Source organism: uncultured Polaribacter sp. (genome assembly GCF_947497695.1).
Taxonomy (GTDB): domain Bacteria; phylum Bacteroidota; class Bacteroidia; order Flavobacteriales; family Flavobacteriaceae; genus Polaribacter.
In genome coordinates this window covers 13,235-27,917 of the sequence record NZ_CANMHM010000004.1, presented here as the reverse complement: position 1 = coordinate 27,917, position 14,683 = coordinate 13,235, and the positions used below count along the sequence as shown (strand labels likewise).

Sequence of the window (14,683 nt, the reverse complement as noted above, 5' to 3'; positions counted from 1 at the left end):
AAAATTGAATTATTTATCAGTTTAAATTATTTATGTCTTTTGTTTTTTAAGAATAATATAATTTTGTTTTTAGTTCAACTTTTTTTTCATCTTTCAAATAGCATTAAAACCATCGATTTTTAGTACTTTTGCACACGTTAAAATTGATATAAATGGCTAGATTCGAATTAAAATTACCAAAAATGGGAGAAAGCGTTGCTGAAGCAACCATTACTTCTTGGTTAAAAGAAGTTGGAGACACCATTGAGTTAGATGAAGCAGTTGTTGAAATTGCAACAGATAAAGTAGACTCTGAAGTGCCAAGTGAAGTAGAAGGTACTTTAATAGAAGTTTTATTTAAAAAAGACGATGTAGTTGCTGTAGGAGAAACCATTGCTGTGATAGAAACTGAAGCAGACACTTCTTTTATTGCTACAGAGCCTAAAAGAGACATTATACCACAAGTTGCAGAAGTAGAAAAAGTAATCGAAAAAGCAGTAGAAGTTATTGCTAGTCCTATTGCCAAAACTTCTGATTCAGGTAAGTTTTACTCACCTTTAGTTAGAAATATTGCAAAAGCAGAAGGAGTTTCTATGGATGAATTAGAAGCAATTTCTGGGTCTGGTAAAGAGGGTAGAGTTACCAAAGAAGATATTCTTTCTTTTGTAGAAAAGAGAACTGCACCTGTGCAAATAGCTGCAAATACAGCACCAATTAAAAAAGTAATTACAAAACCAATTGAAAAGCCTTTAGAAAAAACTGTTGTTTCTAAAGCTACTCCTGTTTCTATCAGTGGAAGTGATGAAATTATAGAAATGAGTAGAATGGGCAAACTCGTTGCTAAACACATGGTAGATTCTTTACAGACTTCTGCTCATGTGCAATCATTTATAGAAATTGATGTAACAAATATTGTAAATTGGAGAAATAAAGTAAAAGATGCTTTTTTAAAAAGAGAAGGAGAAAAGCTAACTTTTACGCCCATTTTTATGCAAGCAATTGCAACTACTATTAAAAAATACCCATTAATTAATATTGCTGTTAATGGAGATACAATCATCAAAAAGAAAAATATTAATTTAGGGATGGCTGCTGCATTACCTGATGGAAATTTAATAGTCCCTGTAATTAAAAATGCAGATCAATTAAATTTAGTGGGTATTACAAAAGCGGTAAATGATTTGGCAAATAGAGCAAGAAATAATGCTTTAAAACCTGATGAAATTCAAGATGGTACCTATACTGTTACAAATGTTGGTAGTTTTGGTTCCATAACAGGTACACCAATAATAAACCAACCACAAGTTGCAATTTTAGCTCTTGGAGCTATTAGAAAATTACCTGCTGTAATTGAAGCTGAAGAAGGAGATTTTATAGGTATCAGACAAAAAATGATGGTCTCTCATTCTTACGATCATAGAGTTGTAAATGGTGCTTTAGGGGGAATGTTTATTAAAACATTAAAAGATATTTTAGAGTCTTGGGATGTGAATCAGGACTTTTAACTAGTAAATTTTAAAAAAATAAAAAAAAAGAAAATGAAAAAATTGTTCGTATTATTTTTAGTGTTATCTGCAAACTTAACTATTGCACAAGAATCTGTTGTACTTCGTTTAAATTACGAAAAAGGAGCAACTTATGATGTTACCATGAATATGACTCAAAAAATGGATACCATTATGTCTATGCAAATGAGTATTAATATGGATATTAAAGTTTTAGAGGTAAAAGATGATGTTTACGAAAGTGAAATGAAATTTACTAAAATGACAATGGATATGTCACAAGGAGGAAACGAAATGAATTTCGATTCTTCTAAAAGTGATGATGAACTTGACGATATGGGTAAAATGATGAAGACTCAAATGTCACCAATGTTAAATGCTGTGATTTTTGTAAAAGGAAATTCTTTAGGAGAAGTTTTAGAAGTAAAAGTAACGCCAAATGTTCCTGGTGTAGAAGATATTGCCAATCAATCTAGTAACGTTATTTACCCTAAAGAAGCTATAAAAGTAGGAAGTACTTGGACGATGTCTAAAAATCAAAAAGGAATGAAAATGGATTTTATTTATACAGTAAAATCTATTGAAAAAGAAACTGTTATTTTAGATTTATCTGGAGAAGTAACAGGAGTTGCAGCAGGAGAAATTTCTGGATCTATGAATATTGAAACAAATTCTGGGATACCTACAGATACTAAAATAAATATGGATTTAGATATTAATGGGCAAAAACTAAAGTCTGAAATAGCAATGATAATGGCTAAAAAATAAATTTCTACAAAAAATTAAACGCTTGTTAATTTTAATAGCTTGCTTTTTTAACTAAATATCTTTGGTTGATTTTGGCTACTTAAATTCAATTAGCATCATATTTTAATAAGATTCTTTAGCAAATTAAAACTCTAAATACAAAACATCATTGGGTCTTGTTTCTGTTTTAGAAATAGGGAAATGATAAGAGGCAATTTTTTTAAAGCCTGCATTTTTATAAAAATGAATCGCTTTGTAGTTTTTTATCCAAACATACAACCAAATACCTTTTTGATTTTGTTGTTTGGCTAATTTTAAATTATACGCGAATAATTGTTTTCCTAAACCCAAGCCGTAAAATTCTTTTAATAAATACAAACGCTCCATTTTAGTAACATTTGTTTCCTTTATATTTTCGTTTTTATAATTGATAATTATTTTTGAATATCCTACTAAAACATCATTTTTAAAAATTAAATGGTATTCAAATTCTTTGTTATTAATTTCTTTAATTAGATTTTCTTCATTAAAACTATCATCAATATAAGCCTCCATAATTTCTTTAGGAATTGCTTTTTGATGAGGTTCAAAAAAAGCTTTTTGTGCAACTATAGACAAAGCTTTTATATCTTTAATACTAGCTTTTTTAATTGAAATCATTCTACGATAAAATAATTACAAAGATCTTGCATTAAAAGTATCTCCTTGGTTTACATCACCAGTATCGAAACCTTTTTTAAACCAACGCATTCTTTGTGCCGAAGTTCCGTGTGTAAATGAGTCAGGTACAACTCTTCCTGTAGATTGTTTTTGCAAACGGTCATCACCAATGGCATGTGCAGCATTTAAAGCTTCTTCTAAATCACCACTTTCCATCATTTTATTGATTCTTTGAGAGTGATGTGCCCAAACTCCCGCATAAAAATCGGCTTGTAATTCTAGCATTACAGAATATTTATTGTATTCTGTTTGACTAACTCTACCTCTCATAGATTGTACTTTTCTACTGATACCTGTAATATTTTGAATGTGATGTCCAACTTCATGTGCAATTACATAGGCCTGAGCAAAATCTCCAGGAGCATTTAATTTACGTTCCATTTCTTCAAAAAAGCTTAAATCTATGTATAGTTTTTCATCTCCAGGACAATAAAAAGGGCCTGTTGCACTAGTTGCAGAGCCACAAGCAGAATTTACAGATCCAGTAAAAATAACCAATGTAGGTTCTCTATAATTAGGTATTATTTGATTCCAAATATCTTCTGTATTGGCTAAAATAGTAGCACTAAATGCAGCCAATTCATTTTCTTTTGCAGATCCTTTATAAGTAGACGATTCTATTTGGTTATTGGTATTTCCTGTGATAAAATTTAAAGGATTATTACCTGTAAAGTACATCACTGCCAAAATTACACCTACAATTATTAACCCTTTTTTAGAAGTGATTAATTTTAATAAAAGACCAATAATCATAGGGCTTAATCCACCACCTAAATTTGTAAAACTTTTTCCTGAAGAGTTACCTCTTCGATCATCAATATTTGAGCTTTTTCTATTTCCTTTCCACTTCATAAATGTTATTTTAAAAGGATAAATTTACTATTTATTTTTTGGTTTGATAAAATTAGATTTCAGGTAACAATTGTTTAATTTCTTAACAAGGTAAAATGACCAGTATAAGGCTTTCCATCAATAATTATTCGATACCAATAATCTGATGCAGGTAAAATAGCACTATTATAAGTTCCATTCCAACTAAAGGAAGTGTTTTTAGCACTTTTTAAAAGTTTTCCAAAACGATCAAAAATATGTACTTCGTAAGAGCTAAATGACTCTAACCCTTTTAATTCAAATGTATCATTTACAAGATCTCCATTTGGAGTGAAAAATTTTGGAATGTATATATGTTGATGCTGAGTTGTAATAACATCTGGACAGTTTTCTTGTTTTACAAAAATGGTATAAGAACCTGAAGGAATATTAATAAAAATATTACTAGTTTGAAAGTTAATGCCGTCTATTGAGTATTCAAAATTAACAAAACTAGAGGTTTTGATAACGATATTTTGCATATCAGAAGTTACACTTTCAATTAAGTGATTAGGAGGAGTACTTGTAATTTCCCAAGCACAAATATTGTTATTAAAGTTGGCAGTTTCCCAACATTTTAAAATGGGTTTTATATCTTGATTACCATTATTGACCCATAAACATGTTGTTGTATCAAATTGATAATTATCCCAACAATTTACTTTAGGTGGTTGTGCTTCTTGGACTCCATTGTTAACCCAAGTACAAGAAGTGGTATTGTATTCAAAATTATCCCAACAATTCACTTTCGATGGTGATGTAGGTATTATTACATCATTTATCCATTTACATGTAATATTATCAAACTGATAATTATCAAAACACTCTACACTTTGAGGTTTTGGGTCTTGATTTCCATTATTAACCCATGTACAAGAAGTAGTGTTAAATTGATAGTTATCCCAACAATTTACATTTGTAGGTTGAGTATTTTGCACACCTTTGTTTTCCCAAGAACAAGTTGTGGTGTTAAATTGATAATTATCCCAACAGTTTACCTTGGATGGTTGTGCGTCTTGCACACCAATATTAACCCAAGAACAAGAAGTAGTGTTAAATTGATAGTTATCCCAACAATTTACAGTTGATGGTTTTGAAGGAGCTGGATTTACAGTTACTTTAAAAACATCAGAAACTACATTACAACTAGAATTATTTAGGTTCACTGCAGATTCTGCTACTCTAGCTCTGTAATAACTTGTAGCATTAATGCCTGTAATTGTTATATTTTGATTGGTTTCTCCAGAAATATTTGTCCAATTTATACCATTTGTACTAGTTTGCCATTGGTAAAAATGAGTGCTAAAAACAGAATTATCAGGTGTTACATTTAGGGTTGTTGTATAAGGTGTTTCTGTGCTACAAATATTATTACTTGTATTGCCAGAAGTATCACCAATACTTATAAAATCTCCACAAGTTTTAAAAACAATATCATCAATAGCTACATCATTACCAATACCTCCAACACCATTATTTACCATTTTTAAAATTACAGAATTTTGTCCTACTTGTGTTTGAAATACAAGAGCAGATTCTATCCATACTCCATTTTCAGAAATTAAACTGCCAAAAAAATCACCAGTACTTCCAGATTTTAATAATACAGTATCTGTGCTGTTCCAAATTTCAAACTTTACATTGCAAGGTCTAATAGGAGGAGGGTTAGCTCTTGAATTTCTTGGAGTTAAATTTTTTAGCCAAGCAGAAAATTCATAGGTTGTATTTTCACAAAGACCCGTAATTGTGGTTTTATAAAATTGACCTGGAGTAAAACTTGCATTAACCACTAACATTCTTCCATTACTATCTCCAGGAGTATGATCTGGCTCATTAAACCAATCATATTGTTGATAATTAAAGTTAGTAACAGAATACCTACCATCAAAAAAATCATTTTGTGAAGGGTTGGTTCCTACAAATATGTAATTTGTTTGCGAACTAGGCAAAGGTACATGTTGTGTAGCAGCACTTGGTGCCCTACCAAAATCTTCCTTAAAAATTGGATCACCAGAATTACCACCACAAGATCCTAACTGAGCGTTTGTATTTATAGTAAAAATGCCGATTGTAATTACTAACCAAAAAGTGTTTTTAAATTGATAAAACAATAGTTTTTTATTTACATAATTTATAGTTAGCTATATTACAAAAAAAAAGGTGTATTTCTTTTGAATTTAGTGTAAATCAGTTTTTAACACAACTAATAAATTGAGTTTCAATTTATTTTATAAGAAGTAAAACGAAGAAAACCTCTCTGAATCAACAAAGAGGTTTTGGTTTTATAGATTCCTGTTTTCGCAGGAATAACAGATTAATTTTACTTAATCAACTCGTAAGAACGTTTGATAAAGTTGGTTAACTCTTCACCATGTAATAAGTTCTGAGATAATTTAGCCAAATCAAAAGCCTGAGAAATTAATCCTTTTTGTACAGCTTCGTCTTTATTGTTTAAAATTTCAGAAACCAATGGGCTGTTAGTATTTACTATTAAGTTATACATGTCAGGGAAATTACCCATTCCCATCATTCCTCCACCACCAGAAGCTTGCATTTCTTTCATTCTACGCATAAATTCTGGCACCGTAATCATAAAAGGAGACGCAGCAGAATCCATAGCTTCTAATTGTACTGTGTATGATTTAGAATTTACAGCACTTTCAATAATTGGCTTTAAAGTTTCTTTTTCTGCATCAGATAATTTAGAAATTACATTATCGTCTTTCTTAATTAAATTATCTACATGGTCTGCATCTACTCTTGCAAATTTTATTTTAGCATCACCACCTTCTAATTTCTGCATTAAATGCGAAATAATAGGAGAATCTAAAATTAAAACTTCATAACCTTTTGCTGTTGCATCTTGAATGTAACTGTGTTGTGCTTCTTTATTGGCAGCGTATAAAAGAACATGGTTTCCATCTTTATCAGTTTGAGAATCTTTTGTTTTTTCAATCAATTCATCAAACGTAAAATAAGAGTCTGCAACTGTTGGGTACAAAGCAAATTTCTTAGCTTTATCGAAGAATTTATCTTCAGACAACATACCATATTCTATAATTACTTTAATGTCGTTCCATTTTGTTTCAAAATCTGGTCTGTCTTTTTTAAAGATAGAAGCTAATTTATCTGCTACTTTTTTAGTGATGTAACCAGATATTTTTTTAACAGCACCATCTGCTTGTAAACCAGAACGAGAAACATTTAAAGGAATGTCTGGAGAATCAATAACCCCCTTTAACATCTGTAAAAAGTCAGGTACAATACCTTCTACATTATCCGTAACAAAAACTTGGTTTTGGTATAATTGTATTTTGTCTTTTTGCATATCCATAGAAGTACTTAACTTTGGGAAAAATAAAATTCCGGTTAAGTTAAAAGGATAATCTACATTTAAATGAATATGAAATAAAGACTCTTCAAATTGCATTGGATACAATTCTCTGTAAAAGTTTTCATAATCTTCATCACTTAAATCTGCAGGTGATTTTGTCCAAGCAGGTTCTGTGTTATTGATTATTTTATCTACAGTAATTTGTTTGTGTGGCTCTGTAGTTTCTTTACCATCTTTATCTTTGGTAGTTTTTGGTGTAAACTCAGGATCGTTAATTTCTTTAGTTCCAAATTTAATTGGTACTTGGTTAAAACGGTTGTATTTTGTTAGTAATCCTTCAATTTTACTTTCTTCTAAAAAGTCTAAAGAATCTTCAGCAACATGTAAAATAATTTCTGTACCTCTGTCAGTTTTATCATGTGCAACTAAAGTAAATTCTGGAGACCCATCACAAGTCCAATGAGCAGCAGGTTCATCTTTAAAAGATTTTGTAATTAATTCTACTTTATCAGCAACCATAAATGCAGAGTAAAAACCAAGACCAAAATGCCCAATAATTCCTGCTTCGTTGTCTTTATATTTGTCTAAAAACTCTTCTGCACCAGAAAATGCAATTTGGTTGATGTACTTTTCAACTTCATCAGCAGTCATTCCTAAACCTTGATCTTTTATAGAAATTGTTTTTGCATCTTTATCAATGCTTATTTCTATTTTAACATCACCCAATTCAGTTTTTGCTTCACCAATAGATATAAGGTGTTTAAGTTTAGAAGTAGCGTCTGTTCCGTTAGAAATTAATTCACGTAAAAATATTTCGTGATCAGAATACAAGAATTTTTTAATCAGTGGAAAAATATTTTCTACCGATACATTAATATTTCCTTTTGCCATTTTATAAATGTTTTTGTTAATTTATTATTTGTGATAAGCAATAGTCAAAAAAAATACCAAAGAAGTGATTGTGACAAGATGACAGAAGTATTACAATTTAGACAGTTTAGTGTTTTGTAATATGTGATTCATTAAAAATAAATGTTGCCACGAATTCACGAATTATTAAATCCAATTTTTATTAAAATTTCACTAATTTAAAAAGTTCCAATGGAACTTTACTTTGTGAAATAATTTTTTATATTAAAAAATTGAAATTCGTGAATTCGCGACAAATTTTAAAATCCATTATTTTAAGTGAACATTTATTTTGTAGTTGTTTTGAAAAATAAGATTCAAAAATAAATTCACTATTTTAGCTACAAGCAAATTGATATTCAAAAATAAAATATATGTACAGTTCTAAAATTACAGGTCTTGGACGTTATGTTCCAGAAAACGTTGTAACCAATAACGATTTAAAGGAATTTATGGAAACATCAGATGAATGGATTCAAGAAAGAACAGGCATACAAGAAAGACGTTGGATTGACCCAAAAACAGAAGACACCACTGCTGTAATGGGAGCAAAAGCAGCAAAAATTGCCATAGAAAGAGCTGGTTTAACAAAAGATGATATTGATTTTATTGTTTTTGCAACTTTGAGCCCAGATATGTATTTTCCTGGTGGAGGAGTGCAAGTACAAGATCTATTAAATATGCCAACAATTGGTGCTTTAGATGTGCGTAACCAATGTTCTGGTTTTATTTATGCGATGTCTGTTGCAGATCAGTTTATAAAAACAGGTATGTATAAAAATATTTTGGTGATTGGTTCAGAAAATCATTCTGGAGGTTTAGAAAAATCTACAAGAGGTAGAAATGTTTCTGTTATTTTTGGAGATGGAGCAGGAGCAGCTGTTTTATCACGAAGTGAAATAGTAGGAAAAGGAATTTTGTCTTCTCATTTACATTCTGAAGGAAAACATGCAAAAGAATTGGTTTTAGAAGGACCATCAACTCAAAGATGGGTGCCAGAAATTTTAGAAAATAATGATCCTGAAGATGTATCTTATTATCCTTATATGAATGGGCAGTTTGTTTTTAAACACGCTATAACACGTTTTTCTGAAGCGATTGTAGAAGGTTTAGCAGCTAATAATTTAGAGAAAGAACAGATTGATATGTTAATTCCACATCAAGCAAATTTGCGAATTGCACAATTTATTCAGAAAAAGTTTAAATTATCTGATCATCAGGTTTTTAATAATATTCAAAAATATGGTAATACAACTGCTGCTTCTGTAATTATTGCTTTAACAGAAGCGTGGGAATTGGATAAAATAAAAGACAATGATTTGGTTGTTTTAGCTGCTTTTGGAAGTGGTTTTACTTGGGGAAGCGTAATTATTAGATGGTAAATTATAATTTTTTTTAAATGAAAAAGACAACGTTGGTTATTGGAGCATCATTAAAAGAAACGCGATATTCTAATAGGGCAATAAAAAGTTTAAGAGGGAAAAAAATCCCTGTTTTAGCTTTGGGTTTAAGAAAAGGTATTGTTGAAGATGTTGCAATAGAAACTGAAAAAATTCTCTTTACAGATATAGATACTATTACTTTATATCTAAATCCTAAAAGACAAGAGGAGTATTACAACTATATCATCAACTTAAAACCTAGAAGAGTTCTTTTTAATCCTGGAACAGAAAACGTAGACTTTATAAAATTATTGAAAGATAATAATATTGAATCTGAAATTGCTTGTACGCTAGTATTATTAAGTACCAATCAATATTAAAAAGTTTTTTATAGGGTAAAAATTAACTTAAAAATTTAAACTCAAAAGCCTCATTTCTTCATAAAATGAGGCTTTATTTTTTAAACTAAAACTATTATCTTCTACTTCTTGATTTGTTATTTGTTGCACTTCTTGTTGATGTTGCTCTTGTTGTTTTTTTTACATCTCTTTTAATAGGAGTTGCACTTCTTTTAGTAACGCTAGCAGGTTTTCTAATTGTAGTTCTAGTAGTACTAGTTCTAGGTGTTACAGTTCTTTTTGTATTTACAGTAGCTGGCACTCTATTAGAAACAGCTGTATTTTTTCTTACAGTTGTATTTCTATTTGTAGTAGTTGCTCTGTTAATAATCCTATTATTTCTTTTAACAGGTTTTCTATAAGTAGTATTATTTTTTCTTGTAGAAGTAATATTTCTATTGGTAATTGCAACTGCTGGTTTTCTTCTTCTAATAATAGTACTTCTGTTACCAATTCTTGCATTAGGGTTTGCTCTGTAGTAATAGAAATTTCTATCTTCTCTAATTCTAGAATAGTTTACTCTAAAATCGTTTCTATAAAAGAAAGCATCATTATAATTACAAATATCTCCAATATTTAAGTTAATATTTACACCATTATAATTGTGAAAATTATTTCTTACAGTACCATTAAAAATAGGATTTCCCCAACGATTATATCGTACTTGTAAATTACCTACATTTGCTAACCTACCTCTGTTATATCTCATAAAAACGTTTCCAATTCTGGTAACATTTCCAAAAGCATCATAGTTTATAAACGAGTTTCCAATTCTTACAATTCTTCCCCTAAAATCTCTATTGATGTTTATGTTTCTATTGTAAACGCTATTAAAATCAAACTCACCATTTGTAAAAACAAAGAATTCTACACCTCTATCTTCAAAAATTACAGCGTTATTGTAAGAGTAATTAAATACATTTGTAATGAATGATTCGTTGTTGTTTTTAGCTTCTACAGTAGCAATCATTAGAAGCATACCTAATAATATATATATACCTTTTTTCATAATTTATGGTTTTAAAGGGTTTTGCTTACTCTTTATACTTTTCAGCTTCCGTATTTGATAAGTATTTATTCAAACAGCGTGCCAAAAAACAAAAACACTAGTTTTTAGGATTTAATTATTTGATATATAAGTTGTTATAATTATATTGATTTTAAAGCTAAGAACTCGTAAATTTGCTAAACTTTTTACGACAGATACTATTTAATAAAATGTATGATTAACGCAATTGAACAAAACTTACAAAAAGGGATTAAATTATTAAACTCTATTTCAGATGAACAATATTCAGATAGTTCTATAGCTCCTTACAATTCTAGTATTGGTTGTCATGTGCGTCATGTTTTAGATGTTTTTTCTTGTATTTTTAAAGGGTTAGAGAATGATTTTATAGATTTTTCTGTAAGAGAACGAAATGAATGTGCCGAAAAAGAAACTGCAACAGGCATTGCTTATTTTAAATCTATAACTCATCAACTAAAACAAATAAAAAAAGAAGACTTTACTAAAACGATTCAAGTTTCTGACGATTTAGGTTTGGGTAAAGAAATAGCAAATTATACCATTGCAGCAGTTTTAATGCAGGCTCAAAGCCACGCAATTCATCATTTTGCAAGTATTGGTTATTTAATTTATCAATTAGATATTGCTTTGCCAGATTCAGATTTTGGCTTTAACCCAACAACACCAAAAAGAGTAGGAAGTTAGTAATTTATGCAAGTATAGTGAGCTTAAAAGTTTTTTCCTTTTGATCAATAAAAACTTCTCTACAATTTGTAGGATGTATGAATTGATGTTTTTCAGAATGTTTAAAATCAGTATCAGAAATGCAAAATAATCCTTCAAAATCTTTTTTTCCTTTGGATGTAAATCTAGCTATTTTATAAGTTGTATTGTCTTTTTTTTCATCAATTATAAACCAAGCACCACTTCCAATTCCACCTAACCAAGTGCCGTTTTCTAATTTAAAAGATGCTAAATCAGCAATTTCAGTTCCAACTAAATTGGGTTCTCCTTTAATTTTATTAAAAAAAGAAGCCCTGTATTCTTTGGTAATAGATCTATTTTTATACTCCGTAATTTGTTGATTGTAAATAGTGTAAATACTATTATTTGTAGTGCCTTTTAGTACATTGCCAATAGGACTTGGTGTAACTAAATTAGATTTTTTTAGTTGCTTTTTAATTTTTGTATTTGATGAAGCAGCAATGAGTGTGTCTGTTACAAAACGAGCACAATTACTTCCATTTTTCACAAAAAGTCCATAAGGAATTTCTTTTTTATCAATTAATTGATGCATAAAGTTTAAAGCTTTCTGATAATCAATATCAGTGTGCATACTAGCAACCAATCTGCCATTTCCATGTGTTTTTTCAGGATGCTTTTCAATCCAAAGTAAAATTTCTTGTAGATTGGCAAGTTGTCCGTTTTTAAACTTTGCATCCATTGTAATCGTAACATCTGGGTCTGTTTCTTTACAACGAACACGACCATTTCCGTAAGAAGTAATATAGCGTCCAAAATCAAAATAATTGATCTCAGTTTCTCCTTTTTTAATCAACAATAAAGCAGCGTGACCAGCTTGTACTGCATGTTTACTTCCAATACCAATAATTGGCCAAATTTTACTCGAAGGTTCCCAGTAAGGAGGTCTAACAATAGTATCTGGGTAAGAAAGAATAATAATAATTCCGTCTGATTTTTTGCTGCTCATTAATTATTAAATAAAGCTTGTAATAAAATTTTAAAAGTTTTAAAAGCAAAAATAATCGTAAAAATAACTAGAATAGCAGCAACAAATAAAATAAGGTAAGACAGATATTCATTTGGTGTATTTTCAAACTTTTTTAAAGCTTTAAAACCCATGGTAAGTGTTATTGGAGATGCAATAAGAAATAGCACTAAAAAGCCTAAATATTTTAAACCCTTTGCTAATATGTTGATATTAGTACTCATTTTTTATAGTTTTTAATAGCATTTCTAACGTTGCCAAACTGTTCTAGTAAATTGGCAGCTACATTTTGGTCGATATTTAATTCTTTGGCTAACATTTTTTGCCCTCTTTCTAACAATTTATTATTAGAAAGTTGCATGTCTACCATTTTATTGCCTTTTATTTTACCCAATTGAATCATGGTAGCAGTAGAAAGCATATTTAATACTAACTTTTGAGCAGTACCTGCTTTCATTCTAGAGCTTCCTGTTACAAATTCTGGGCCCACAACAACTTCTATAGGGAATTGAGCTACTTTCCCTAAAGGACTATTTTTATTGCAAGCAATACAACCTGTAACAATATTGTTTTTATTACATTTTTCTAAAGCAGCAATTACATAAGGTGTTGTGCCAGATGCAGCAATACCCACAACAACATCTTTATTTGTAATATTATTTTCTTGCAAATCTAACCAACCTTGGTTTGTAGAATCTTCTGCAAATTCAACCGCTTTTCTAATAGCTATATCTCCACCTGCAATTATACCAACTACTAAATCATAAGAAACGCCAAAAGTTGGCGGACATTCAGAGGCATCGACAACACCCAATCTGCCAGAAGTTCCTGCACCTAAATAAAAAAGCCTGCCTCCTTTTTGTAATTTGTTTACAATTTGTGCCGTTAAAATTTCTATTTGTGGCAATGCCTTTTCTACTGCTAAAGGCACTGTTTTGTCTTCTTTATTAATATTTGCTAATAGTTCTTTTACAGACATCTTTTCTAGATGATTGTACTTAGAATCTTGCTCTGTAGTTTTTATAAAAGTCATGTTTCAAAAATATAGAAATCTACTGGATGTTTTTAATTATTTTTTGGGTGTTTTAAGGGGCTTGGAATTTATCTTTAACCAAGTGTAAAGGCTATATCTTTTTTTAAGAAAAATAAAAAAAAGGTACATTTTCAAATGCATCACATTTAATATTTTAAAAGAAATAAAAAAAAGTAAGAGTATTTTTTAAAGTAAATACAGGTTAAATAAATTTAGTTTTTATCTACCAAATCTATAGCAAAAGTATCTGTTTCAGAAATATGAAAATAACCTAATGGAAAATTGGCTTCGTTGGTCATATTGATTATATTTCCTAAAAGAGTAGAAGGTACCGTTTCAAAAGGACCACCTCCACCTTCACCACTTTGGCTAGATAAAACTCTAAAATAAGTAAAATAGTCTTTTGTGATACCAGACATTTTTATGTTTACTGTTTGAGGAAGTTCTAACTCTTCTTCACTATAAAAATTTGTAAAATTATAAGCTTTACCGTTAAAGAAACGATCTTCTAATACTCTAAAGTCTCCTTCAGAAAAATCAAATAAATAATAGTTTTCTACACTGCCATCGTCTGTAAAATCTATTTTAATTTGAGTCTCATTTCCTGTAAATAAAGTTTCATCTCCTTGAACAATATTTGTAAGTGTTGTAGATTTTATTCTTGTTGCAGTTCCTTCATAAGTTTCACCATCATAAATAACAGTTAATTTATACTCAACATTATCTTGAGGTACAAATGGATTTTCTGGTTCGTAATCTCCATCTGCATTTAAATCGTTATAATTAATGATGTTTCCATCAGACATATTAGTTACAAATACAGTTGCGTTGGTAACTTTAGGAATTGAATCTTCAAAAAAGTCTGCTGTTAGTCTTAAAGCTACTGTGTTATTTGAAATAATAGGGTTTTCATCAAATAAAACCTCAAAAGTAGCTTCAATAATTAATTTAGGCTCTATAGAAGGTACATCAATTTCTACTACTTTTTCGCAATTTGCTAAAAGTACCATAAATAAAACGAATAATATTTTTATATTTTTCATAAGAATAGTAATATATTAAAACCTG

The 14,683-nt window shown here is 29.6% G+C and carries 14 protein-coding genes; 5 read left to right on the top strand and 9 right to left on the bottom strand.

Annotated elements, in window-relative coordinates; genetic code table 11:
• Nucleotides 1-152: 152 nt before the first annotated feature.
• Nucleotides 153-1,484 (top strand): dihydrolipoamide acetyltransferase family protein, encoded by a 1,332-nt coding sequence (locus Q0731_RS06265; RefSeq protein ID WP_299061415.1) that lies wholly within the window; start codon nt 153-155, stop codon nt 1,482-1,484.
• Nucleotides 1,485-1,517: 33 nt separating this feature from the next.
• A complete protein-coding gene (locus Q0731_RS06260; RefSeq protein ID WP_299061412.1) occupies nt 1,518-2,252 on the top strand; it encodes a DUF6263 family protein in 735 nt (244 codons plus the stop codon).
• Nucleotides 2,253-2,375: 123 nt separating this feature from the next.
• On the opposite strand, the gene Q0731_RS06255 is transcribed toward Q0731_RS06260, so the two are convergent.
• The 4 genes from Q0731_RS06255 to htpG all read right to left on the bottom strand — a co-directional run bounded on the left by Q0731_RS06255 (nt 2,376) and on the right by htpG (nt 8,046).
• Nucleotides 2,376-2,891 (bottom strand): GNAT family N-acetyltransferase, encoded by a 516-nt coding sequence (locus tag Q0731_RS06255; RefSeq protein WP_299061409.1) that lies wholly within the window; start codon nt 2,889-2,891, stop codon nt 2,376-2,378.
• A 15-nt stretch (nt 2,892-2,906) separates the two neighbouring features.
• Nucleotides 2,907-3,803 carry a neutral zinc metallopeptidase gene (locus tag Q0731_RS06250; protein ID WP_299061406.1) on the bottom strand — a complete coding sequence of 299 codons (897 nt, stop codon included), beginning with the start codon at nt 3,801-3,803 and terminating at the stop codon, nt 2,907-2,909.
• 74 nt (nt 3,804-3,877) lie between these two features.
• Nucleotides 3,878-5,932 (bottom strand): T9SS type B sorting domain-containing protein, encoded by a 2,055-nt coding sequence (locus Q0731_RS06245; RefSeq protein ID WP_299061403.1) that lies wholly within the window; start codon nt 5,930-5,932, stop codon nt 3,878-3,880.
• 209 nt (nt 5,933-6,141) lie between these two features.
• A complete protein-coding gene (htpG, locus tag Q0731_RS06240; protein WP_299061400.1) occupies nt 6,142-8,046 on the bottom strand; it encodes a molecular chaperone HtpG in 1,905 nt (634 codons plus the stop codon).
• 392 nt (nt 8,047-8,438) lie between these two features.
• Here htpG and Q0731_RS06235 point away from each other — a divergent pair, with 392 nt between their 5' ends.
• Nucleotides 8,439-9,446, top strand: a complete 1,008-nt coding sequence (locus Q0731_RS06235) for a beta-ketoacyl-ACP synthase III (protein WP_299061398.1) — start codon at nt 8,439-8,441, stop codon at nt 9,444-9,446.
• 17 nt (nt 9,447-9,463) lie between these two features.
• Entirely contained in the window at nt 9,464-9,826 is a 363-nt protein-coding gene (locus Q0731_RS06230) for a CoA-binding protein (RefSeq protein ID WP_299061396.1), read from the top strand.
• A 94-nt stretch (nt 9,827-9,920) separates the two neighbouring features.
• Here Q0731_RS06230 and Q0731_RS06225 read toward each other — a convergent pair whose 3' ends face one another.
• A complete protein-coding gene (locus Q0731_RS06225; protein ID WP_299061395.1) occupies nt 9,921-10,853 on the bottom strand; it encodes a hypothetical protein in 933 nt (310 codons plus the stop codon).
• Between the two features lie 213 nt (nt 10,854-11,066).
• Between Q0731_RS06225 and Q0731_RS06220 the strand changes: the two genes are divergently transcribed.
• Nucleotides 11,067-11,558 carry a DinB family protein gene (locus Q0731_RS06220; RefSeq protein WP_299061392.1) on the top strand — a complete coding sequence of 164 codons (492 nt, stop codon included), beginning with the start codon at nt 11,067-11,069 and terminating at the stop codon, nt 11,556-11,558.
• Nucleotides 11,559-11,562: 4 nt separating this feature from the next.
• Here Q0731_RS06220 and Q0731_RS06215 read toward each other — a convergent pair whose 3' ends face one another.
• The 4 genes from Q0731_RS06215 to Q0731_RS06200 all read right to left on the bottom strand — a co-directional run bounded on the left by Q0731_RS06215 (nt 11,563) and on the right by Q0731_RS06200 (nt 14,658).
• A complete protein-coding gene (locus tag Q0731_RS06215) occupies nt 11,563-12,564 on the bottom strand; it encodes a DUF6695 family protein (RefSeq protein ID WP_299061390.1) in 1,002 nt (333 codons plus the stop codon).
• Complete coding sequence (locus tag Q0731_RS06210) at nt 12,564-12,806, bottom strand: DUF6095 family protein (protein WP_299061387.1); 243 nt, start codon at nt 12,804-12,806, stop codon at nt 12,564-12,566. The genes Q0731_RS06215 and Q0731_RS06210 overlap by 1 nt, the downstream gene beginning before the upstream one ends.
• Nucleotides 12,803-13,615 (bottom strand): N-acetylmuramic acid 6-phosphate etherase, encoded by an 813-nt coding sequence (gene murQ / locus Q0731_RS06205; RefSeq protein ID WP_299061384.1) that lies wholly within the window; start codon nt 13,613-13,615, stop codon nt 12,803-12,805. The genes Q0731_RS06210 and murQ overlap by 4 nt, the downstream gene beginning before the upstream one ends.
• Before the next feature lie 212 nt (nt 13,616-13,827).
• Complete coding sequence (locus tag Q0731_RS06200; protein ID WP_299061381.1) at nt 13,828-14,658, bottom strand: DUF4249 family protein; 831 nt, start codon at nt 14,656-14,658, stop codon at nt 13,828-13,830.
• Nucleotides 14,659-14,683 lie beyond the last annotated feature (25 nt).

Bases quoted from the DNA above. Each gene is read 5' to 3' on its own strand.
- Q0731_RS06220 (WP_299061392.1), top strand. From the start codon at position 11,067: ATGATTAACGCAATTGAACAAAACTTACAAAAAGGGATTAAATTATTA.
- Q0731_RS06265 (WP_299061415.1), top strand. From the start codon at position 153: ATGGCTAGATTCGAATTAAAATTACCAAAAATGGGAGAAAGCGTTGCT.
- Q0731_RS06225 (WP_299061395.1), bottom strand. From the start codon at position 10,853: ATGAAAAAAGGTATATATATATTATTAGGTATGCTTCTAATGATTGCT.
- Q0731_RS06215 (WP_299061390.1), bottom strand. From the start codon at position 12,564: ATGAGCAGCAAAAAATCAGACGGAATTATTATTATTCTTTCTTACCCA.
- murQ (WP_299061384.1), bottom strand. From the start codon at position 13,615: ATGACTTTTATAAAAACTACAGAGCAAGATTCTAAGTACAATCATCTA.
- Q0731_RS06200 (WP_299061381.1), bottom strand. From the start codon at position 14,658: ATGAAAAATATAAAAATATTATTCGTTTTATTTATGGTACTTTTAGCA.
- htpG (WP_299061400.1), bottom strand. From the start codon at position 8,046: ATGGCAAAAGGAAATATTAATGTATCGGTAGAAAATATTTTTCCACTG.
- Q0731_RS06250 (WP_299061406.1), bottom strand. From the start codon at position 3,803: ATGAAGTGGAAAGGAAATAGAAAAAGCTCAAATATTGATGATCGAAGA.
- Q0731_RS06260 (WP_299061412.1), top strand. From the start codon at position 1,518: ATGAAAAAATTGTTCGTATTATTTTTAGTGTTATCTGCAAACTTAACT.
- Q0731_RS06210 (WP_299061387.1), bottom strand. From the start codon at position 12,806: ATGAGTACTAATATCAACATATTAGCAAAGGGTTTAAAATATTTAGGC.
- Q0731_RS06255 (WP_299061409.1), bottom strand. From the start codon at position 2,891: ATGATTTCAATTAAAAAAGCTAGTATTAAAGATATAAAAGCTTTGTCT.
- Q0731_RS06230 (WP_299061396.1), top strand. From the start codon at position 9,464: ATGAAAAAGACAACGTTGGTTATTGGAGCATCATTAAAAGAAACGCGA.
- Q0731_RS06235 (WP_299061398.1), top strand. From the start codon at position 8,439: ATGTACAGTTCTAAAATTACAGGTCTTGGACGTTATGTTCCAGAAAAC.